Here is a 19,240-nt window from a genome sequence, read left to right as displayed (position 1 = left end):
GGGGGGGGGGCCCCGCGCCCCCCCCCCCCCCCCCACCCCTCCGTCGTGCGGGCAAGCCGTCTCAGCCGGACGTCCCACTGCTGGCCAGCGCCTCGGAGAGCTCCTTGGCGGCCTGCTGGAGGATCGGCACGATCCGCTCGGTGGCCGCCTCGGTCACCCGGCCCGCCGGACCCGAGATCGAGATCGCGGCCGAGGTGGGCGAGTTGGGTACCGGGACCGCGAGGCAGCGGACCCCTATCTCCTGCTCGTTGTCGTCCACCGCGTAACCGGCCCTGCGGACCTGGTCCAGCGCGTCCAGGAAGCCGTCGGGAGTGGTGATCGTCTTCTCGGTGGCGGCCGGCATCCCGGTGCGCGCGAGCAGCGCCCGTACCTCGTCCGGCGGGGTGTGCGCGAGCAGCGCCTTGCCGACGCCGGTGGAGTGCGGCAGCACCCGCCGGCCCACCTCGGTGAACATGCGCATCGAGTGCTTGGACGGCACCTGCGCCACGTACACGACCTCGTCGCCGTCGAGCAGCGCCATGTTCGCGGTCTCGCCGGTCTCCTCGACCAGCCGCGCGAGATACGGGCGGGCCCAGGTGCCGAGCAGCCGGGAAGCGGACTCGCCGAGCCGGATCAGCCGCGGGCCGAGCGCATAGCGCCGGTTGGGCTGCTGGCGTACGTATCCGCAGACCACGAGCGTGCGCATCAGCCGGTGAATGGTGGGCAGCGGGAGTCCGCTGCTCGCGGAGAGCTCGCTCAGACCGACCTCGCCCCCGGCATCGGCCATCCGCTCCAGCAGATCGAAGGCGCGCTCGAGGGACTGCACACCCCCGCTGGATCCGGCGGGCTTGGAGTCGGATGTGCTGGCGTGGGACGGCGGCACGTCAACGGTCCTTTCGAAGCGGAAGAGCAAGGCAGCAGCCTACCGGGCGCTTCCCGGCCGGCCCACTGTTCCAGGGCGGGGTCCTGGCCGGTCAGGGCCCGTTTGTCCGGGTGTCCGCCGGTGGCCCGGAGGCTCCGCGACACCGCGTCCGGCTTATTCTACATTCCGCCCTCCGAAATCAGTCTTTTACTTCGTGGAAATATCCAGCCGATGTCCCGGGTGGTCCACCGGGTGGTCCGCCGGGTGGCCGGCGCGGAAAATGGGGTCTTGACGGGTTGCTTTCGCGAGTGAAGACTCATTCAACAGTTCGTTGAATTTTTGGAGTGGGGAGCACGGGTGTCCGGTACGGACGTGAAGCTGGTACTGCGCTCGACGCGCGTCGTCACCCCTGGGGGGACGCGGCCCGCGGCGGTCGCCGTCGCCGGCGGGAAGATCGACGCCGTCCTGGCGTACGACGCGGAGGTGCCCGCGGGCGCCCGGCTGGAGGACTTCGGCGACGACGTCCTGCTGCCCGGCCTGGTGGACACCCATGTCCATGTGAACGACCCCGGCCGCACCGAGTGGGAGGGCTTCCACACCGCCACCCGGGCCGCCGCGGCCGGCGGGATCACCACCCTGCTCGACATGCCGCTCAACTCCCTCCCGCCGACCACCACCGTCGAGCACCTGCGCGTCAAGCGGCGGGTGGCCGCCCCCAAGGCGCACATCGACACCGGCTTCTGGGGCGGCGCGATCCCGTCCAACGTCAAGGACCTGCGCCCGCTGTACGAGGCCGGGGTCTTCGGCTTCAAGTGCTTCCTGTCGCCCTCCGGCGTGGAGGAGTTCCCCGAGCTGGACCAGGAGCAGCTGGCCCGGTCGATGGCGGAGATCGCCGGTTTCGGCGGGCTCCTGATCGTGCACGCCGAGGACCCGCACCACCTGGCGTCCGCACCGCAGCGCGACGGCCCCGCCTACGCCGACTTCCTCGCCTCCCGGCCGCGCGACGCCGAGAACACCGCGATCGAGGGGCTGATCACCCACGCCAAGCGGCTGAACGCCCGCGTCCATGTGCTGCACCTGTCCTCCAGCGACGCACTGCCGCTGATCGCCGCAGCCAAGCGCGAGGGCGTACGCGTCACGGTCGAGTCCTGCCCGCACTTCCTCACCCTCACCGCCGAGGAAGTCCCGGACGGCGCGACCGAGTTCAAGTGCTGCCCGCCCATCCGCGAGGCAGCCAACCAGGACGCGCTGTGGGAGGGGCTCGCGGACGGCACCATCGACTGCATCGTCTCCGACCACTCGCCCTGCACCACCGACCTCAAGACGCCGGACTTCGCCTCCGCGTGGGGCGGCATCTCCTCCCTCCAGCTCGGACTGCCCGCCATCTGGACCGAGGCCCGCAGGCGCGGCCACTCGCTCGACGACGTCGCCCGCTGGATGTCGGCGGCGCCCGCCGAACTGGCCGGGCTGCGCGACAAGGGTGCGATCGAGGCCGGCCGTGACGCCGACTTCGCCGTCCTCGCACCCGACGCCACCTTCACCGTCGACCCGGCCGAACTGTTCCACCGCAACCAGGTCACCGCCTACGCCGGCCGGACCCTGCGCGGTGTCGTCAGGTCCACCTGGCTGCGCGGCGAACGGATCGCGTCGGACGGCATCCTGGCCGGGCCCACCGGCCGCCTCCTCGAAAGGAACCGCTGAAGGGCGACTCGGCGGACCGGGCGGCTGACCGGACCCCTCCGAGGCCTGTCCGTATTCGGGGGATACGGTACCGATGTGGGACCCCGTCCGGGTTGCCGCACGTCCCGAGCAGGAGTTGTCATGATCTTTATCGCCGTCAGGTTCACCGTCCGCAGCGCGGACCGCGACAAGTGGCTCCCGGCCGTCGAGGACTTCACCGTCGCCACCCGGCAGGAGCCGGGCAATGTGTTCTTCGACTGGTCGCACAGCGTCGAGAACCCGGACCAGTTCGTGCTGCTGGAGGCGTTCGCGTCCGCCGAGGCGGGTGCGGCCCATGTGAAGTCCGAGCACTTCGCCGCGGCCATGGACCGGATGGCGGACCTGGTGGCGCAGACGCCCGAGATCATCAACGTCGAGGTGCCGGGCGAGGGCTGGTCCCGGATGGCGGAGCTTCAGCCGCGCACACGCTGAGAGGTACCGCCCGCCGCAGTGCCGCCTGCCGGGGTGCCGCCCGCCGGGGTTCCGCTCAGAACTCCTCGTGCGTCTCGGGGTCCCCGCCGAACCGCTCCCGCGGTCCCGACGAGATGCGGGCCAGCTCGTCCGCCGTCAACTCGAAGCCGAAGAGGTCCAGGTTCTCGCGCTGGCGTCCAGGGTCGGCGGACTTCGGGATCGGTACGGCCCCGAGCTGGGTGTGCCAGCGCAGCACCGCCTGCCCCGGCGTCACGCCGTGCGCCCCGGCGATGGCCACGAGCCCGGGATCGGCCAGCAGATCGCGGCCCCGGCCCAGCGGGCTCCAGCTCTCCGTGACGATGCCCTTGGCGGCGTGCACGGCCCGCAGTTCCTCCTGCGGCAACCGCGGATGCATCTCGATCTGGTTGACGGCGGGCAGCACCCCGGTCTCCCGTTCCAGCCGGCCGAGGTGGTCCGCGGTGAAGTTGGACACCCCGATCGACCGTACGAGGCCCTCCTCGCGGAGCCGGATCATCGCCTTCCAGGTGTCCACGTACAGACCGACGCGGGGCAGCGGCCAGTGGATGAGGTAGAGGTCCACATAGGAGAGGCCGAGGTTGCGGCGGGACTCCTCGAACGAGGCCAGCGTCTTCTCGTACCCGTGGTGGCGTCCCGGCACCTTGGTGGTGACGAAGACGTCCTGCCTGGGCACATCGCTGCGGGCGATCCCGCGCCCGGTGCCGGTCTCGTTGCCGTAGTTCAGCGCGGTGTCGACGAGCCGGTAGCCGAGCCCCAGGGCCCCGGCGACGGCCTCTTCCGCCGCGTCGTCGTCCAGCGGCCAGGTGCCGAGCCCGACCGCGGGAACGGTACGGCCGTCGTTCAGGTCGTGCACCGGGGTCTCGGACATGATCTTTCCTCTCGCCGACGGCTGTCTGCCCTGCCTGGCCAGCCTAGGCCGGGCAGGGGCGAGGGGCAGTGCGGGGAGAGCCCGGCGGCTTACGACCTGGTGCGCGGTAGGAGCGGGCTCCCTGTCGCGCACCAGGTCGTTACTTCGCCTGGCCCGCCTCGCGGTGCAACTGGGCGATGACCTCGTCCACCCGGCTCCGTTCGTAGCCGCGGCGGACCAGCTCGAAGCCCACGGCGTCGGCCGGCGGGGAGCCGCCGCGGAGCCGGGTGATGTAGGCGTCGACCTGATCGCGGTCATATCCGCGCCGGGCGATGCTGAATCCGAACTCCTCGTGCAGCGGTGGTTCGTACTTCCCGCGTGACGCGCCGAACATGAGTGCCCCCCTCCGGACGGAAATGGTCCGCCCAAGCCTGCCATGGACCTCAGGCGGCGTGGCCACCGTCCACCACGATCTCCGTGCCGGTGATGTACGCGGCCTCGTCACCGGCCAAGTAGGAGATGAGCGCGGCCACTTCACCGGCCGTGCCGAACCGGTCCAGCGCGGTCGCGGCGCGCTGCCCGGCGGCGAACGGGCCGTCGGCCGGGTTGAGGTCGGTGTCCACCGGTCCGGGCTGGATCAGATTGACGGTGATCCCGCGCGGGCCGAGCTCGCGGGCGAGCGGTTTGGTGAGTCCCGAGAGCGCCGACTTGCTCATCGCGTAGAGCGTGCCGCCCGGCCCGCCCGCGAACCGGCTCAGGGCCGTCCCCAGGGAGATGACGCGGCCGCCGCGCTCCATCACCCCGGCCGCCGCTTGGCAGGCCAGGAAGACGGCCCGCACGTTGACGGCGAGTACCCGGTCGACATCGGCGGTGGTGAAGGTGTCGATGGGGCCGAGAACGCCGATACCCGCGTTGTTGACCAGGATGTCGAGCCTGCCGAAGGTCTCCGCCGTCCGGTGCACCGCCGCCGGGGCCGCCTCCGGGTCGGCCGAGTCGGCGCGCAGGGCGACCGCGCGGCGGCCGCACGCCTCGATCTTCCGCACGGTCTCCTGAGCGGCGGCCTCGTCCCGCGCGTAGGTCAGTGCCACATCGGCGCCGTCCCGGGCGAGCCGCAGGGCGGTCGCCGCACCGATGCCGCGGCTGCCGCCGGTGACGAGGGCGACCCGGTTCGAGCCGGTGCTGCCGGTGTTGTTCATCAGGGGTCCTGTCCGTTGCCGTGAGTGTCGCCGGTTGGCCGACAACGACGAGGAAAGCGCTTCGGCGGACCGGACACCGGCGGTAAACGGACGCCCACTCCGCTACGGCGGCCCGATGCCGGCCGATGAGTTGCGGCCGGCGCGGGGGTCAGAACAGATGGAAGCGGAATCCGCGGCCATTCCCGAAGGAGCAGGATCATGGCGAAACTGACCCTCATCACCTTTCTGACGCTCGACGGCGTCATGCAGGCCCCCGGCGCCCCCGAGGAGGACCCGAGCGGAGGGTTCGAGTACGGCGGCTGGCAGGCCCCGGTCATGGACGAGGGCCTGGGGCGGTTCATCACGGAGGTGTTCGACCGCTCGGCGGCCTTCCTGCTGGGCAGGCGTACCTACGACATCTTCGCGGGGTACTGGCCGGGGATCACCGACCCCGGCGACCCGATCGCCGCCCGGCTCAACCGGTATCCCAAGTACGTCGTCTCGACCACGCTGCGGAAGGCCGACTGGGAGAACACCACCGTGATCTCCACCGACGCAGCCGCGGAGGTCGCCCGGATCAAGGAGCGCACACAAGGGGGCGAGCTGCAGATCTGGGGCAGTGGCGAGCTCGCCCGGTCCCTGATGCCGCACGGCCTGATCGACGAGTACAACCTGCTGGTCCACCCGGTCGTGCTCGGCCGCGGCAGGCGGCTGTTCACGGACGGCGGGCCGCCGACCGCCTTCGAGCTGACCGGTGCCCGGATGACCCCCAACGGCATCGCGATCAACACCTACCGGCCCACCGGGCCGGCCTCGTTCGGTTCCGTCGCGGACGGTACGTGAGCGGCCGGCGCGGTCAACTGCCGCGCGGCGGGCCCCAGTCCGGTGAACGGCCGAGTGCCGACTCCGCGAGCCCGTACAGCTCCCGGATCCGCCCCGGCCCGGTGGGAACGGCCCGGACCGCCGCGGACCGGGCCGGCGGGGCGGCTGCCGTCGGACCGGTCCCGGGGCTCGCCGGCGCAGGAGGGCGGCCGGTACCGTGACCGTCGTTCCGCGTGCGAGCCAGTGAGGTCTCCACATCGTGCCGGTGGAGAACCAGGAGATCCCGGTGTCCTCAGTCGCCGTACCCGCCCTCGCGCCGCCGCGCCGGGCGTGGCTCACCGATCTGCCCGTCCTGCTGGTCGCGGTGGTCTGGGGTTCCAGCTACCTGGCCGCGAAGGGCATCACCACGGCGCAGACCGTCATCGCCGTGCTCGTGCTCAGATTCGCCGTCGTGCTGCCCGTCCTGGTGGTCGCCGGACGGCGCCGCCTGCTGGCGCTGAGCTCGGCCCAGTGGCGGGGCGCGGGGCTGCTGGGCCTGGTGCTCAGCGGGATCTTCCTGGTGGAGACGTACGGCATCGTGCACACCTCGGCGACCAACGCCGGGCTCATCATCAGCCTCACCATGATCTTCACCCCGCTCGCCGAGGCCGCGGTGACCCGCGTCCGGCCGACCGGGACCTTCCTCGCCGCCGCCGCGCTCTCCGTGGCCGGCGTGGTGCTGCTGACCCAGGGCGGCGGATTCACCAGCCCCTCGGCGGGCGATCTGCTGATGCTCGTCGCCGCCCTCGCCCGCACCCTCCACGTAACTCTGATGGCGCGCATCAGGTCCGTCCGGTCGGCGGACTCGCTGTCGCTGACGACCGTCCAGCTCGGCAGTGCGGTCGCCGTCTTCGCGCTGCTGGCCGCCGTCCCCGGAACCGGCGCGTCGCCGTGGTCGGTCGCCGCCGGATTCGGCGTCCGTGAGTGGGGCGGGCTGCTCTTCCTGTCGGTCTTCTGCACGCTCTTCGCGTTCTTCGTGCAGATGTGGTCCGTACGCCGCACCTCGCCGTCCCGGGTCAGCCTGCTGCTCGGCACGGAACCCCTCTGGGCCGCCGCCGTCGGCATCGCGATCGGCGGTGAACGCCTCGGCGTCCTCGGAGCGGCGGGCGCGGTCCTGGTGCTGGCGGGTACGGCCTGGGGCCGACGCAGCGTGGCCGCGACCTCTCCCTGACCGGGCCGCCCCGGCGCGCGGGCGCCTACTCCTTGATCGCGTCCGACGCGACCATGACGGCGATCCCCGTCACCACCAGCACGATGCTGACGAACAGCGAGTACCCGCCGACGAACGGCAGCCGCTGCACCAGACCGAAGAAATGGAACCAGCCCAACCATTCGTGGAGCAGCCCCGCGGCACCCTGGACGAAGACCAGGAAGCCGACCGTCTCGCAGAGTTTCTTCATGGCAGCGAGCCTGGCGGGCCGGACACCGCCGCCGCGTCGGCCGGTCGGCTGCGCCGCTCCGCCGAAAGTCTTCCCTTCCGCGACTTTGGTCGCTCCCGGGCCCCGACCGCCGGAAGCCGCGAATCCACTGCGTAGCTTTGTCGATATGACGCGTACGGAGTACCCCTGGCTGCTGCCCTCGGCGATGGCCGACCCCGAGCTGCCCGGCGACCGGGACGCCCGTTCGCGCCGTACCGTCCGCGACTGGATCGTCGACATCACGGCGTTCCTCTGCGCGGCGGGCCTCGGGCTGGCGACCGTCGCCACGATGGAGGCCGACCCCAGCACATCCGAGGGCGTCATCTTCGTCGACTCGCTGGTCGGCGCCGTGGCCTGCTGCACCCTGTGGGTCCGGCGCCGGTGGCCGGTCGGCCTCGCGGTGGCGATGACGGCGCTGTCCGTCGTGGAGCCCGTCGCGGCCGGAGCGCTGCTGGTGTCCCTGTTCAGTGTGGCCGTGCACCGGCCGTTCCGCCCCGTCGCACTCGTCGGCGCGGGCGCCCTGGCCGTGGCCCCCGTCCAGCCCTACCTGCGCCCCGACCCGGACACCTCCTTCATCGCGTCCACGATCATCGGCGTCCTGCTGGTCCTGCTGGTGCTCAGCTGGGGCATGGTCGTACGGTCCAGACGCCAGCTCGTCGTCACCCTGCGCGAGCGCGCCCGGCGCGCCGAGACCGAGGCCGGACTCCGCGCCGAACAGGCCCAGCGGCTGGCCCGCGAGGACATCGCCCGAGAGATGCACGACGTCCTCGCCCACCGGCTGACCCTGCTCAGCGTCCACGCCGGAGCCCTGGAATTCCGGCCCGACGCGCCCCCGGCCGAGGTGGCCCGCGCCGCCGGAGTCATCCGGGACAGCGCGCACGAGGCGCTCCAGGACCTCCGCGAGATCATCGGGGTGCTGCGCAGCCCCCGCGACAGCGAGGGCGACCGGCCGCAGCCCACCCTCGCCACGCTGGACGCCCTGATCGCCGAATCCCGCCTGGCCGGGATGGAGGCCACCCTCGACAACCACCTCGCCGACCCGGCCGCGGCGCCCGCCGCCACCGGCCGCACCGTCTACCGCATCGCCCAGGAGGGCCTGACCAACGCGCGGAAGCACGCGCCGGGTGCCGAGGTCACCGTCACGGTCAGCGGCGGCCCCGGCCAGGGCATCACCGTCGAGGTGCGCAACCCGGCCCCCACCGAACCCTTTGAGCAGGTGCCCGGATCCGGCCAGGGACTCATCGGCCTCACCGAACGCGCCACCCTCGCCGGGGGCCGTCTCGACCACGGACCGGAGCCTGGTGGCGGGTTCGGGGTCCGGGCCTGGCTACCGTGGCCGTCATGACCACCCCGACTCCCACCCCTCCCGCGGCCCGGCCCGTCCGGCTGCTCATCGTCGACGACGACCCGCTCGTACGGGCCGGGCTCACCCTGATGCTCGGCGGCGCCGACGACATCGACATCGTGGGGGAGGGGGCCGACGGCAGCGAGGCGGCCGGACTCGTCGGACGGCTCCGGCCGGACGTGGTCCTGATGGACATCCGGATGCCGGTCATGGACGGGCTGACCGCCACCGAAGTGCTGCGCGGCCGCCCGGACGCACCCGAGATCATCGTCCTGACCACCTTCCACGCCGACGAACAGGTGCTGCGCGCGATCCGTGCCGGGGCGGCCGGCTTCGTACTCAAGGACACCCCGCCCGCACAGATCGTCGACTCCGTGCGTCGCGTGGCGGCCGGTGACCCGGTCCTGTCGCCCGCGGTCACCCGCCAGCTCATGGCCCGCGCCGCCGGCCCCGGCCGGGAGGAGCGGGCGGACCGCGTGCAACGGGCCCGCCGGCTGCTCGCGTCGCTCGCCGAACGGGAACGGGAGGTGGCCGTCGCCGTCGGGCACGGCCGCTCCAACGCCGAGATCGCCGCGGCGCTCTACCTGAGCGTGGCCACCGTGAAGACCCAGGTGTCGCGGATTCTCGCCAAGTTCGACTTCAACAACCGCGTCCAGATCGCCCTGCTGGTCCACGACGCGGGGCTTCTGGACGACGGCGACGGACACGGCCTGTCCTGAACCCTTCGCCGGGACCGGGCCCAGCGGCATACGCTGAACCGGCCGGTCCTGGCGGCCGGCCAACGATCAGACCGGGAGGGGCGGGCCCATGTCCGATGTCGAGGCAGATCTCCGCGGGGTCGCGGACTTCACCGCGAATCCGTACCCGTACTACGCGAAGATGCGTGCCGCGGGCCCGGTGCACACCGTCCGGACCGACGACTTCGAGCGGTTGTGGCTCGTCGTCGGGTACGACGAGGGGCGCGCCGTCCTGGCCGACCAGCGGTTCGCCAAGGACTGGCGGACGCTGCCCGGCCAGACGGCTACGGGCGACCCGATCAACGCCAACATGCTGGAGATGGACGCACCCGACCACACCCGGCTGCGCAAGCTGGTCGCGCGGGAGTTCACCGCGCGCCGGATCGAGGCGCTGCGGCCCCGCGTGCAGCAGATCACCGACGGGCTGCTCGACGCGATGCAGCCCGCCGGGCAGGCGGATCTCATCGACGCCCTCGCCTTCCCGCTGCCCATGACCGTCATCTGCGAACTCATCGGCGTGCCCGACCTGGACCGGGACGCCTTTCGCAAGCTCTCGAACAATGTCGTCTCACCGGTCGGTGAGCAGGAGGAGAGCGACGCGGTCGCCGCCATGGGCGGCTACCTCACCGAGTTGATCGAGGACAAGCGCCGCTCGCCGGGCGACGACCTGCTGAGCGCCCTGATCGCCGCGCGGGACGAGGACGGCGACGCGCTGTCGCACGACGAACTGGTCGGCATGGCCTTCCTGTTGCTCGTCGCGGGCCATGAGACGACGGTCAACCTGATCTCCAACGGAGTACGGGCCCTGCTCGATCACCCGGAGCAACTGGCCGCCCTGCGGTCCGACTTCGGGCTGATCGACGGGGCGGTCGAGGAGATGCTCCGCTACGACGGGCCGGTGGAGACCGCCACCTTCCGGTTCGCCCGGGAGGCCGTCACGATCGGCTCCACCGCCATCGCGGCCGGTGATCCGGTCCTGGTCGCCCTGGCGGGTGGCGGCCGCGACCCCGGCCGCTACCCGGACCCGGACAGGTTCGACATCCGCCGCGACGCGCAGGGGCACCTGGCCTTCGGGCACGGCGTGCACTTCTGCATGGGCGCGCCGCTGGCCCGGATGGAGGGCCGCATCGCGATCCGGTCGCTGCTGGAGCGGTGCCCCGGACTCGTACTCGATCCGGAGGCAGGGGAGCCGGACTGGCTGCCCGGCATGCTGATCCGCGGGGTACGACGGCTCCCCGTGCGCTGGTGAGACAGAGAGGAACGTCATGACCGTACTCGACCTGGAGACGGCGCAGAAAGTGCTCGACAGCCAGCCGTTCAGCGGGCTCGTCGGCGCACGGATCACCGAGTTCGGCGGCGGCGCGGCCACGCTGGAGATCGACGGCCGCGAGGAACTCCAGCAGCAGAACGGATTCCTGCACGGCGGGGTGCTCGCCTACGCCGCCGACAACGCGCTCACCTTCGCCGCCGGAACGACACTCGGCCCGGCCGTGCTGACCGGCGGCTTCTCGATCCAGTACCTGCGGCCCGCCACCGGCACCGCACTCGTCGCGCGGGCGGCCGTCGTCCACACCGGCCGGCGGCAGGCGGTGGCGCGCTGCGATCTGTTCGCCGTGGGCGAGGACGGCACCGAAAGCCTCTGCGCGGTCGCCCAGGGCACCGTGCTGAGCGCCGCGTCATCCTGAAGGAGCCTGACATGACGACTGAAGCGATCGTCGACCTCGGGGCGTTCGGCGAGCGGTACGTCCGCGATCCGTACCCCGTGTACGCGGAGTTACGGGCCCGCGGCCCCGTCCACCGGATCCGCATCCCGGAGGGCACACCCGGCTGGCTCGTCGTCGGGTACGAGGAGGGCCGCGCCGCGCTCGCGGACCAGCGGCTCTCCAAGCAGTGGAGCAGTGCCTCGCCCGCCCTCGGCGTGAGCCAGGTCGCCTCGGGGACGTCCATGCTCAGCACGGACGCACCCGTGCACACCCGGCTGCGCAAGCTGGTCTCCCGGGAGTTCACCCAGCGCCGGATGCGGCAACTCGTCCCGCGCGTACAGCGGATGACGGACGAGCTGCTCGACACGATGCTGGCGGGGCCCGGCCGCGGCACCGATCTCGTCGAGTCGCTGGCGTTCCCGCTGCCGATGTCCGTCATCTGTGAACTGCTCGGGGTGCCCTTCCTGGACCGCCGGGACTTCCGGGCCTGGTCCAACATCTCCGTGTCCTCCATCGACGCCGCGGAGCGCCGGGCGGCGACCGCCGAGATGTCCGGCTTTCTGGCCGGGCTCCTCGACGACAAGCGCGAACAGCCCGGCGACGACCTGATGAGCGCGCTGATCCACACGGCCGACGAGGAGGGCGACCGGCTCTCCGCCGAGGAACTGATGGGCATGGCCTGGCTGTTGCTCGTCGCCGGCCACGAGACCACGGTGAACCTCATCTCCAACGGGGTGCTCGCCCTGCTCACCCACCCGGAGCAGCTCGCAGCATTGCGGGCGAACCCCGCTCTCATCGACAACGCGGTGGAGGAGACGCTCCGTTACGCGGGCCCGGTCGAGACACCCACCTACCGCTTCACCACCTGCCCGCTCGACATCGGCGGCACGGTGATCCCGGGCGGCGGCGAGCTGGTCCTGATCGCGATGGCCGACGCCAACCGCGACCCGGACCGCTACCCGGACGCGGACCGGTTCGACATCACCAGGGACGCCCGGGGACATGTCGCCTTCGGGCACGGAATCCACTACTGCCTGGGTGCGCCGCTGGCCCGCATCGAGGCGGCGGTGGCGATCGGATCGCTGCTGGAGCGCTGCCCGGAGCTGGCGCTGGACGCGGCTGCGGACACGCTGACCTGGCGTACGGGGATGCTCATACGGGGACCGGAGGGGCTGCCGGTCAGGTGGTGAGCCGCGCGCGGGACGCCCTCAGGCCCCGGGGATCTCCGACAGCTCCACCGTCCGGCGCTCCCGGCGCGAGACCTCGCACGCCTCGGCGACCCGCAGGGCGTGCAGGGCCTCCCGGCCGTCGCACGGATTGGCCGCCTCGCCCCGCACCAGCCGGACGAATGCGTCGAGTTCGGCCTCGTACGCCGGGGCGAAGCGCTCCAGGAACCCCGGCCAGGGCTTGGCCGGGGCGCCGGGGCCCTGCGGCTCGGCGGAGGTGAGCGGGGTGCGGTCGTCCAGGCCGACAGCGATCTGGTCCAGCTCACCGGCGAGCTCCATCCGCACGTCGTACCCGGCGCCGTTGCAGCGGGTCGCCGTCGCCGTGACGAGGGTGCCGTCGTCGAGGGTCAGCAGCGCGGCCGCGGTGTCCACGTCGCCGGCCTCGCGGAACATCGGCGGCCCGCCGTCCGAGCCGGTGGCGTACACCCGCTCCACCTCACGGCCCGTCACCCAGCGCACCATGTCGAAGTCATGGATCAGGCAGTCCCGGTACAGCCCGCCGGAGAGCGGCAGATAGGCCGCGGGCGGCGGCGCCGGATCGGAGGTCACCGTCCGGACGGTGTGCAGCCGGCCGAGGGTCCCGCCGCGCACGGCGGCGCGCGCCGCCGTGTACCCCGCGTCGAACCGGCGCATGAACCCCAGCTGGAGCACGCTCCCCGCCTCCTGGGTCACGCGCAGCGCGTCCAGCGTGCCCGCCAGGTCGAGGGCGACGGGCTTCTCGCAGAACGCGGGCAGTCCGGCCCGCGCCGCCCGGCCGATCAGCTCGGCGTGCGCGGCGGTGGCCGAGGCGATCACCACGGCGTCCACGCCCGCGCCGAACACCTCCGCGGCGGAGCCGGCCGTGCCCGCCCCGGTCCGGTGCGCGACCTCGGCCGCGCGGGCGGGGTCGGTGTCCGTCACCACCAGGGCGTCCACGGAGGGGTGGCGGGACAGCACGCCCGCGTGGAAGGAGCCGATCCGGCCGGTGCCGATGAGTCCGATGCGCATGGACCCAACGTGCCGGTCACCGGCAACGCTGTCAACTATATGTCCTGACAAAGCCCGTTCTGTGTCGGGGCGGGGCCCGCTTCCGCCCGCTGCCGCGACCGGCGAATCGCGCACCCGCCCCGCCGGCCCCGGCGCCACTCCTTCGGTTTCCGCCTCCCCGTACGGTGACAGCGCCCCGCGACTTCCGTACGGTGTCGGAGGCTTCCCGGCTTCTCGTACGGTGACGACGGCGGCACGCGGCCGCCCCGGCGCCGCACGCGCCCCGACCCGACACACGCGCCACGCCCTGCCGGGTGACGGCGCCGAGGGCTCGGGGATACTTGCCCAGCCGGACCGGGACCGCACGGGCCCCGGCTCCACCAGCAGCACAACGAGCAGCACGAGAAGGGCACGGAGTCGTGGCAAGGGTTCGGACAGGGGTACGTGCGATGGGTGCCGTGCTTGCGGCGGTGCTCGGGGCCTCCCTCATGGGATGCAGCAGCACCGGTGGCAAGCGGGCGGAGGACCGGGCGGCGCAGGCCGCCGCCGAGGGCCGGTCCGCGGTGAACACGCCCCGCTGGACCTTCGCCATGGTCACCCACTCGGGCGACGGCGACACCTTCTGGGACATCGTCCAGAAGGGCGCCAAGATGGCGGCCGGCAAGGACAACATCAACTTCCTGTACTCGCACAACGACGAGGCGCAGCAGCAGGCCCAGCTCGTCCAGGCCGCCATCGACAAGAAGGTCGACGGGCTGATCGTCACGCTCGCCAAGCCCGACGCCATGAAGGACGTCGTCGCCAAGGCCACCCGGGCCGGCATCCCGGTGATCACGGTGAACTCGGGCTCCGCGGAGTCCAAGCGGTACGGCGCGCTCACCCACATCGGCCAGGACGAGTCCATCGCCGGCGAGGCCGTCGGCGACGAGCTCAACCGGCGCGGCCGCAAGAAGGCCCTGTGCATCCTGCACGAACAGGGCAACGTCGGCCATGAGCAGCGCTGCGCCGGGGCGAAGAAGACCTTCGACGGCCAGCTGCAGAACCTGTACGTCGAGGGCACCAACATGCCGGACGTCCAGGCCTCGATCGAGGCGAAGCTCCAGGCCGACAAGGACATCGACGCGGTCGTCACCCTCGGCGCGCCGTTCGCGGACGCCGCCGTCAAGGCGAAGCAGACCGCGGGCAGCAAGGCCGAGATCGACACCTTCGACCTGAACGCCAAGGTCGCAGCCTCGCTCAAGGCCAAGACCCTCGGCTTCGCCGTCGACCAGCAGCCCTACCTCCAGGGGTACGAGGCCGTCGACCTGCTCTGGCTCTACCGCTACAACCGCAACGTCCTCGGCGGCGGCCGGCCGGTCCTCACCGGCCCGCAGATCATCACCTCCAAGGACGCCGCCCAGCTCGCCGAGTACGCCGACCGGGGAACCCGATGACCGCCGCCCCCGGGCAGCCCGCCCCCGCCGGGGCCGACGAGCGGCTGCTGCGCACCTCACCGCTGCGCAAGCTGCTCGGCCGCCCCGAGCTCGGCTCGGTCGTCGGCGCCCTGGCCGTCTTCCTCTTCTTCGCGATCATCGCCGACAGCTTCCTGCGCGCCACCAGCTTCGGCACGGTGCTCTACGCGGCCTCCACCATCGGGATCATGGCGGCTCCGGTCGCGCTGCTGATGATCGGCGGCGAGTTCGACCTCTCGGCCGGTGTGATGGTCACCAGCTCGGCACTGGTCTCGTCGATGTTCAGCTATCAGATGACGGCCAACGTCTGGGTCGGCGTCTTCGTGTCGCTGCTGGTCACCCTGGCCTTCGGCGCGTTCAACGGCTTCATGCTGACGCGTACGAAACTGCCCAGCTTCATCATCACGCTCGGCACCTTCCTGATGCTGACCGGCCTGAACCTGGGCTTCACCAAGCTGATCAGCACAACCGTGTCGACGAAGACCATCGGCAACATGGAGGGCTTCGACTCGGCCCGCAAGTTCTTCGCCTCGTACTGGACCGTCGGCGGTGTCGAGCTCAAGGTGACCATCCTGTGGTGGGCCGTCCTCGTCGCGATCGCGACCTGGATCCTGCTCCGCACCCGCTTCGGCAACTGGATCTACGCCGTCGGCGGCGGCGCCGACGCGGCCCGCGCGGTCGGTGTCCCGGTGATCCGCACGAAGATCGGGCTCTACCTCGGCGTGGCCTTCGCCGCCTGGGTCTCCGGGCAGCACCTGCTGTTCAGCTACGACGTGGTCCAGTCCGGCGAGGGCGTCGGCAACGAGCTGATCTACATCATCGCGGCCGTCATCGGCGGCTGCCTGATCACCGGCGGCTACGGCTCCGCGATCGGCTCGGCGATCGGCGCCTTCATCTTCGGCATGACCAGCAAGGGCATCGTGTACGCGGAGTGGAACCCGGACTGGTTCAAATTCTTCCTCGGAGCCATGCTGCTCCTGGCCACCCTGCTCAACGCATGGGTACGCAAGCGCGCGGAGGCGACGAAATGACGGCCCCCCAGGCAGCGAACGGGCCGGCGGACACCGGCCGGCGGGCGCTGGTCGAGCTCGACCACGTCAGCAAGTTCTACGGCAACATCAAGGCGCTCCAGGACGTCTCGCTGGAGGTGCGGGCGGGCGAGATCTCCTGCGTCCTCGGCGACAACGGCGCCGGCAAGTCCACCCTCATCAAGATCATCTCGGGGCTGCACCGGCACGACGCCGGAAGCTTCCTCATCGACGGCGAGGAGACCACGCTCGCCAACCCGCGCGACGCCCTGAACCGGGGCATCGCCACGGTCTACCAGGATCTCGCGGTCGTCCCCCTGATGCCGGTCTGGCGGAACTTCTTCCTCGGCTCCGAGCCGACGACCGGCGTGGGCCCCCTCAAGCGCCTCGACGTCCGGCTGATGCGCGAGACGACCCGCTCCGCGCTGCTGCGGATGGGGATCGACCTGCGCGACGTCGACCAGCCCATCGGCACCCTGTCCGGCGGCGAGCGCCAGTGCGTGGCCATCGCGCGGGCCGTCCACTTCGGCGCCAAGGTGCTCGTCCTGGACGAGCCGACCGCGGCGCTCGGCGTCAAGCAGTCCGGCGTCGTCCTCAAGTACGTCGCGGCCGCCAGGGACGCGGGGCTGGGCGTGGTCCTCATCACGCACAACCCGCACCACGCGTATCTCGTCGGTGACCGCTTCGTGCTGCTCAAGCGGGGTGCCATGGCCGGCAGCCACACCAGGGGCAGCATCACGCTCGACGAGCTCACCCGGCAGATGGCGGGCGGCAGCGAGCTGGAGGAGCTCAGCCACGAGCTGGAGCGCACCCCCGGCCCCGACCTGCGGGGCGAGGGTCCGGCGAAGGGCGGCACCGCGTAGCTCCGCCGCCCCGCCGCCCCGTCCGGCGGCTCCGCCCGCCCGGCAGTGGCAGAATCGGGGCCGACGGGCGCCGTCCGCCGCCGGGATCACCTCGACCCCGGCCACTCCAGACCCCCCAGGGACGATGAGCACGTACCGCGACTTCACACACCGCGGCTCCGCCCGCGCCACCGTCCTGCGGACCGTCGGCACCCGGGAGCGGCGCTCGCACCTCACCGCGCCGCGGGTCCCCACCGTCGGCATCGACATCGGGGGGACGAAGGTGATGGCCGGTGTCGTCGACGCCGACGGCAACATCCTGGAGACCCTGCGCACCGAGACGCCGGACAAGTCCAAGAGCCCCAGGGTCATCGAGGACACCATCGTCGAGCTGGTCCTGGACCTCTCCGACCGGCACGACGTCCACGCGGTGGGCATCGGCGCGGCCGGCTGGGTCGACGCGGACCGCTCCAAGGTCCTGTTCGCCCCGCACCTCGCCTGGCGCGACGAACCCCTGCGCGACGCCATCGCCTCCCGGCTGGTCGTCCCGGTCATGGTCGACAACGACGCCAACACCGCCGCCTGGGCCGAATGGCGCTTCGGCGCGGGGCGCGGCGAGGACCACCTCGTCATGATCACCCTCGGTACCGGCATCGGCGGCGCGATCCTGGAGGACGGTCAGGTCAAGCGCGGCAAGTACGGCGTCGCCGGTGAGTTCGGCCACATGCAGGTGGTGCCCGGCGGCCACCGCTGCCCCTGCGGCAACCGCGGCTGCTGGGAGCAGTACAGCTCCGGGAACGCACTCGTCCGGGAGGCCAGGGAGCTGGCCGCGGCGGACTCCCCGGTGGCCCACGGACTCATCGAGCGGGTCAAGGGCAACATCCCCGACATCACCGGACCGCTCATCACCGAACTGGCCCGCGAGGGCGATGCGATGTGCGTCGAGCTCCTCCAGGACATCGGCCAGTGGCTCGGCGTCGGCATCGCGAATCTGGCCGCCGCGCTCGACCCCTCCTGCTTCGTCATCGGAGGAGGCGTCAGCGCCGCCGACGACCTGCTGATCGGACCTGCCAGGGACGCCTTCAAACGCCACCTCACCGGCCGCGGCTACCGCCCCGAGGCACGGATCGCGAAGGCGCAGCTCGGCCCCGAGGCGGGTATGGTCGGCGCCGCCGACCTCGCCAGACTGGTGGCCCGCAGGTTCCGCCGTACCAACCGCCGCCGCGTCGAGCGGTACGAGCGGTACGCGCAGATCTACGACCAGGCGGCGAGCACCATCCGTAATACGCGCAACACCCGCACTTCCTAGGGACTCCCAGATCCATGACCGCAGCCGAGCACCCCGTCGTGCCGCGTCAGTCCCCGCCGCCCGAGCAGGGCGACGGACGGCCACCGCAGGACCGGCGCAGAACGATCCGCCGGCGCCTGATCACGGCGACCATCATCGTGCTGCTCATCGGCATCCCGGCCGGATATCTGCTGATCTCCGCGGGACAGAGCCGCCGCTCCGGCCAGGACAAGGCGGCCGAGGCCTCGGCCCAGGGGCTCCGCGAGGGCTGGCCGTCCCGGATGCTGCGCCGGATCTTCGAGGTACCGATCCCAGGCGACGCCGTGGAGGTCCAGTACTACGAGACGAACAACTGGAAGGCCAGCCGGATGTACGTGCAGTTCCGCACCACGTCCAACGGCCTCGACCGGTTCCTGACCCGGGTCGGCACCGGCCGCGCGGCCCTGACCGCGGGTGACATCACCGTCGGCGACCGCGACACGAAGGTCGCGGGCTGGTACTTCGGCGACGGCGTCGCATGGGCGGGAACCACCCACACCAACGAGGACCCGCGCCCCAACCAGGACATCACCGTCGACATGACCGATCCGATGTCCCCTGTCGTGTACGTCGTGTCCGCGGCCACCCCGTGACCCTGCGCGCACTGCGCCGACCGGAGTAATCCGGGGCTCCGTTCGGTGCCTTCCTCGTCCTGGACCGACGTGCCTGACCGAGTCGGTCCCGTGTCCGGGTCATGGTGGTTCCGCCCGCACCATTCGTGACGTATCGCAGAGGGAGTGCCCATGCTTCGAGGTATTGCAATCACCCTGGCCACGGTTGCCGCAGCAGGTTTCGTAGCCGCCGCCCCGGCCGCAGCCCACGACGGCGGCGGGGAGGCCGGCAAGGTCCTCGCGGGCTACCAGCAGACCGACGCCTCGCGCTCGAACGCGGAGTTCCTCAACCTCGGCGGCCCGTACGGCATCACGTACGCCAAGGAGAACAAGCAGCACATGCAGGACGAGAAGGGCTTCCTCTACGCCGAGTACGTTTCCCGCTGATCCTCTCGCACCACGCGGGGCCCGTCCCATCGAGGGGCGGGCCCCCGCCCGTTCCCCGGCCGGGGCCGGCCCCTGCTGTCCGACGGCGGTTGCGGCCGACGACCGGGCTGGTGGGCCCGTGGGCTCAGGCGAGGGCGGCGACCAGCAGGGTGAAGGCGGCGATGATGACGGCGACGCGGAACTCCACCCCCACCATCAAGCCGACGACCACGGTGGTGAAGGCCTGGAGCGCGTTGAGCATGACGACCCTTCCGGGATCTAGCGTCACTAGATGATGATGCAACGCTAGTGCTGCTGCCGCTTGAT

22 protein-coding genes are annotated in these 19,240 nt (G+C 71.8%); 15 read left to right on the top strand and 7 right to left on the bottom strand.

Annotation, left to right across the window (positions count from 1 at the left end; translation table 11 throughout):
- Positions 1–61: 61 nt before the first annotated feature.
- Entirely contained in the window at positions 62–862 is an 801-nt protein-coding gene (locus ACZ6S6_RS07525) for an IclR family transcriptional regulator (protein WP_469704321.1), read from the bottom strand.
- Positions 863–1,198: 336 nt separating this feature from the next.
- On the opposite strand from ACZ6S6_RS07525, the gene allB reads away from it, so the two are divergent.
- Positions 1,199–2,542: an allantoinase AllB gene (gene allB / locus ACZ6S6_RS07520; protein WP_469704320.1), complete on the top strand. Its 1,344-nt coding sequence runs from the start codon at positions 1,199–1,201 to the stop codon at positions 2,540–2,542.
- A 120-nt stretch (positions 2,543–2,662) separates the two neighbouring features.
- Positions 2,663–2,992, top strand: coding sequence for a putative quinol monooxygenase (locus ACZ6S6_RS07515; RefSeq protein ID WP_362957911.1), 330 nt, complete (start codon positions 2,663–2,665; stop codon positions 2,990–2,992).
- A 55-nt stretch (positions 2,993–3,047) separates the two neighbouring features.
- Here the strand turns inward: ACZ6S6_RS07515 and ACZ6S6_RS07510 are convergent, their stop codons facing one another.
- The 3 genes from ACZ6S6_RS07510 to ACZ6S6_RS07500 all read right to left on the bottom strand — a co-directional run bounded on the left by ACZ6S6_RS07510 (position 3,048) and on the right by ACZ6S6_RS07500 (position 5,053).
- Positions 3,048–3,878, bottom strand: coding sequence for an aldo/keto reductase (locus tag ACZ6S6_RS07510; protein ID WP_469704319.1), 831 nt, complete (start codon positions 3,876–3,878; stop codon positions 3,048–3,050).
- A 139-nt stretch (positions 3,879–4,017) separates the two neighbouring features.
- Complete coding sequence (locus ACZ6S6_RS07505) at positions 4,018–4,251, bottom strand: hypothetical protein (RefSeq protein ID WP_362957916.1); 234 nt, start codon at positions 4,249–4,251, stop codon at positions 4,018–4,020.
- Between the two features lie 49 nt (positions 4,252–4,300).
- Complete coding sequence (locus tag ACZ6S6_RS07500; protein ID WP_362957919.1) at positions 4,301–5,053, bottom strand: 3-oxoacyl-ACP reductase family protein; 753 nt, start codon at positions 5,051–5,053, stop codon at positions 4,301–4,303.
- 198 nt (positions 5,054–5,251) lie between these two features.
- Here ACZ6S6_RS07500 and ACZ6S6_RS07495 point away from each other — a divergent pair, with 198 nt between their 5' ends.
- Positions 5,252–5,875 carry a dihydrofolate reductase family protein gene (locus tag ACZ6S6_RS07495; RefSeq protein ID WP_469704318.1) on the top strand — a complete coding sequence of 208 codons (624 nt, stop codon included), beginning with the start codon at positions 5,252–5,254 and terminating at the stop codon, positions 5,873–5,875.
- A gap of 265 nt (positions 5,876–6,140) precedes the next feature.
- Complete coding sequence (locus ACZ6S6_RS07490; RefSeq protein WP_469704317.1) at positions 6,141–7,064, top strand: DMT family transporter; 924 nt, start codon at positions 6,141–6,143, stop codon at positions 7,062–7,064.
- A gap of 25 nt (positions 7,065–7,089) precedes the next feature.
- Here ACZ6S6_RS07490 and ACZ6S6_RS07485 read toward each other — a convergent pair whose 3' ends face one another.
- Entirely contained in the window at positions 7,090–7,293 is a 204-nt protein-coding gene (locus ACZ6S6_RS07485; protein ID WP_362957928.1) for a hypothetical protein, read from the bottom strand.
- 145 nt (positions 7,294–7,438) lie between these two features.
- Here ACZ6S6_RS07485 and ACZ6S6_RS07480 point away from each other — a divergent pair, with 145 nt between their 5' ends.
- The 5 genes from ACZ6S6_RS07480 to ACZ6S6_RS07460 all read left to right on the top strand — a co-directional run bounded on the left by ACZ6S6_RS07480 (position 7,439) and on the right by ACZ6S6_RS07460 (position 12,286).
- Positions 7,439–8,656: a sensor histidine kinase gene (locus tag ACZ6S6_RS07480; protein WP_362957931.1), complete on the top strand. Its 1,218-nt coding sequence runs from the start codon at positions 7,439–7,441 to the stop codon at positions 8,654–8,656.
- On the top strand, positions 8,653–9,375 hold the full coding sequence (locus ACZ6S6_RS07475) for a response regulator (protein WP_469704316.1): 723 nt from the start codon (positions 8,653–8,655) through the stop codon (positions 9,373–9,375). Before ACZ6S6_RS07480 ends, ACZ6S6_RS07475 begins: the two co-directional genes overlap by 4 nt.
- Positions 9,376–9,463: 88 nt before the next feature.
- The gene (locus ACZ6S6_RS07470; RefSeq protein ID WP_469704315.1) at positions 9,464–10,642 is read left to right on the top strand and encodes a cytochrome P450 family protein; all 1,179 of its coding nucleotides are present in this window, start codon (positions 9,464–9,466) and stop codon (positions 10,640–10,642) included.
- Between the two features lie 16 nt (positions 10,643–10,658).
- Positions 10,659–11,078, top strand: coding sequence for a PaaI family thioesterase (locus ACZ6S6_RS07465; protein ID WP_469704314.1), 420 nt, complete (start codon positions 10,659–10,661; stop codon positions 11,076–11,078).
- Positions 11,079–11,089: 11 nt separating this feature from the next.
- Positions 11,090–12,286 carry a cytochrome P450 family protein gene (locus ACZ6S6_RS07460; RefSeq protein WP_469704313.1) on the top strand — a complete coding sequence of 399 codons (1,197 nt, stop codon included), beginning with the start codon at positions 11,090–11,092 and terminating at the stop codon, positions 12,284–12,286.
- Between the two features lie 18 nt (positions 12,287–12,304).
- Here the strand turns inward: ACZ6S6_RS07460 and ACZ6S6_RS07455 are convergent, their stop codons facing one another.
- Entirely contained in the window at positions 12,305–13,309 is a 1,005-nt protein-coding gene (locus tag ACZ6S6_RS07455; protein WP_362957944.1) for a Gfo/Idh/MocA family protein, read from the bottom strand.
- Positions 13,310–13,707: 398 nt separating this feature from the next.
- On the opposite strand from ACZ6S6_RS07455, the gene ACZ6S6_RS07450 reads away from it, so the two are divergent.
- The 6 genes from ACZ6S6_RS07450 to ACZ6S6_RS07425 all read left to right on the top strand — a co-directional run bounded on the left by ACZ6S6_RS07450 (position 13,708) and on the right by ACZ6S6_RS07425 (position 18,934).
- Positions 13,708–14,721 (top strand): sugar ABC transporter substrate-binding protein, encoded by a 1,014-nt coding sequence (locus ACZ6S6_RS07450; protein WP_469704312.1) that lies wholly within the window; start codon positions 13,708–13,710, stop codon positions 14,719–14,721.
- Positions 14,718–15,770: an ABC transporter permease gene (locus tag ACZ6S6_RS07445; protein WP_362957950.1), complete on the top strand. Its 1,053-nt coding sequence runs from the start codon at positions 14,718–14,720 to the stop codon at positions 15,768–15,770. The genes ACZ6S6_RS07450 and ACZ6S6_RS07445 overlap by 4 nt, the downstream gene beginning before the upstream one ends.
- Entirely contained in the window at positions 15,767–16,630 is an 864-nt protein-coding gene (locus ACZ6S6_RS07440; protein ID WP_362957952.1) for an ATP-binding cassette domain-containing protein, read from the top strand. Before ACZ6S6_RS07445 ends, ACZ6S6_RS07440 begins: the two co-directional genes overlap by 4 nt.
- Positions 16,631–16,754: 124 nt before the next feature.
- Complete coding sequence (locus ACZ6S6_RS07435) at positions 16,755–17,918, top strand: ROK family glucokinase (RefSeq protein WP_362957955.1); 1,164 nt, start codon at positions 16,755–16,757, stop codon at positions 17,916–17,918.
- A gap of 14 nt (positions 17,919–17,932) precedes the next feature.
- The gene (locus tag ACZ6S6_RS07430; protein WP_362957958.1) at positions 17,933–18,529 is read left to right on the top strand and encodes a hypothetical protein; all 597 of its coding nucleotides are present in this window, start codon (positions 17,933–17,935) and stop codon (positions 18,527–18,529) included.
- A gap of 150 nt (positions 18,530–18,679) precedes the next feature.
- Positions 18,680–18,934: a hypothetical protein gene (locus tag ACZ6S6_RS07425; protein ID WP_362957961.1), complete on the top strand. Its 255-nt coding sequence runs from the start codon at positions 18,680–18,682 to the stop codon at positions 18,932–18,934.
- Between the two features lie 124 nt (positions 18,935–19,058).
- Here the strand turns inward: ACZ6S6_RS07425 and ACZ6S6_RS07420 are convergent, their stop codons facing one another.
- Positions 19,059–19,202, bottom strand: a complete 144-nt coding sequence (locus ACZ6S6_RS07420; RefSeq protein WP_469704311.1) for a hypothetical protein — start codon at positions 19,200–19,202, stop codon at positions 19,059–19,061.
- Positions 19,203–19,240: the final 38 nt, after the last annotated feature.

It is taken from the genome of Streptomyces sp. NPDC048671, from assembly GCF_055587045.1.
This window is presented reverse-complemented; position numbering and strand designations above follow the sequence as displayed.

What these genes read in the sequence shown, in the direction of transcription:
- ACZ6S6_RS07470 (WP_469704315.1), top strand. Translation starts at nt 9,464, where the DNA reads ATGTCCGATGTCGAGGCAGATCTCCGCGGGGTCGCGGACTTCACCGCG.
- ACZ6S6_RS07510 (WP_469704319.1), bottom strand. Translation starts at nt 3,878, where the DNA reads ATGTCCGAGACCCCGGTGCACGACCTGAACGACGGCCGTACCGTTCCC.
- ACZ6S6_RS07515 (WP_362957911.1), top strand. Translation starts at nt 2,663, where the DNA reads ATGATCTTTATCGCCGTCAGGTTCACCGTCCGCAGCGCGGACCGCGAC.
- ACZ6S6_RS07475 (WP_469704316.1), top strand. Translation starts at nt 8,653, where the DNA reads ATGACCACCCCGACTCCCACCCCTCCCGCGGCCCGGCCCGTCCGGCTG.
- ACZ6S6_RS07440 (WP_362957952.1), top strand. Translation starts at nt 15,767, where the DNA reads ATGACGGCCCCCCAGGCAGCGAACGGGCCGGCGGACACCGGCCGGCGG.
- ACZ6S6_RS07485 (WP_362957928.1), bottom strand. Translation starts at nt 7,293, where the DNA reads ATGAAGAAACTCTGCGAGACGGTCGGCTTCCTGGTCTTCGTCCAGGGT.
- ACZ6S6_RS07425 (WP_362957961.1), top strand. Translation starts at nt 18,680, where the DNA reads ATGCTTCGAGGTATTGCAATCACCCTGGCCACGGTTGCCGCAGCAGGT.
- ACZ6S6_RS07455 (WP_362957944.1), bottom strand. Translation starts at nt 13,309, where the DNA reads ATGCGCATCGGACTCATCGGCACCGGCCGGATCGGCTCCTTCCACGCG.
- ACZ6S6_RS07430 (WP_362957958.1), top strand. Translation starts at nt 17,933, where the DNA reads ATGACCGCAGCCGAGCACCCCGTCGTGCCGCGTCAGTCCCCGCCGCCC.
- ACZ6S6_RS07505 (WP_362957916.1), bottom strand. Translation starts at nt 4,251, where the DNA reads ATGTTCGGCGCGTCACGCGGGAAGTACGAACCACCGCTGCACGAGGAG.
- ACZ6S6_RS07435 (WP_362957955.1), top strand. Translation starts at nt 16,755, where the DNA reads ATGAGCACGTACCGCGACTTCACACACCGCGGCTCCGCCCGCGCCACC.
- ACZ6S6_RS07445 (WP_362957950.1), top strand. Translation starts at nt 14,718, where the DNA reads ATGACCGCCGCCCCCGGGCAGCCCGCCCCCGCCGGGGCCGACGAGCGG.
- ACZ6S6_RS07465 (WP_469704314.1), top strand. Translation starts at nt 10,659, where the DNA reads ATGACCGTACTCGACCTGGAGACGGCGCAGAAAGTGCTCGACAGCCAG.
- ACZ6S6_RS07460 (WP_469704313.1), top strand. Translation starts at nt 11,090, where the DNA reads ATGACGACTGAAGCGATCGTCGACCTCGGGGCGTTCGGCGAGCGGTAC.
- ACZ6S6_RS07480 (WP_362957931.1), top strand. Translation starts at nt 7,439, where the DNA reads ATGACGCGTACGGAGTACCCCTGGCTGCTGCCCTCGGCGATGGCCGAC.
- ACZ6S6_RS07500 (WP_362957919.1), bottom strand. Translation starts at nt 5,053, where the DNA reads ATGAACAACACCGGCAGCACCGGCTCGAACCGGGTCGCCCTCGTCACC.
- ACZ6S6_RS07495 (WP_469704318.1), top strand. Translation starts at nt 5,252, where the DNA reads ATGGCGAAACTGACCCTCATCACCTTTCTGACGCTCGACGGCGTCATG.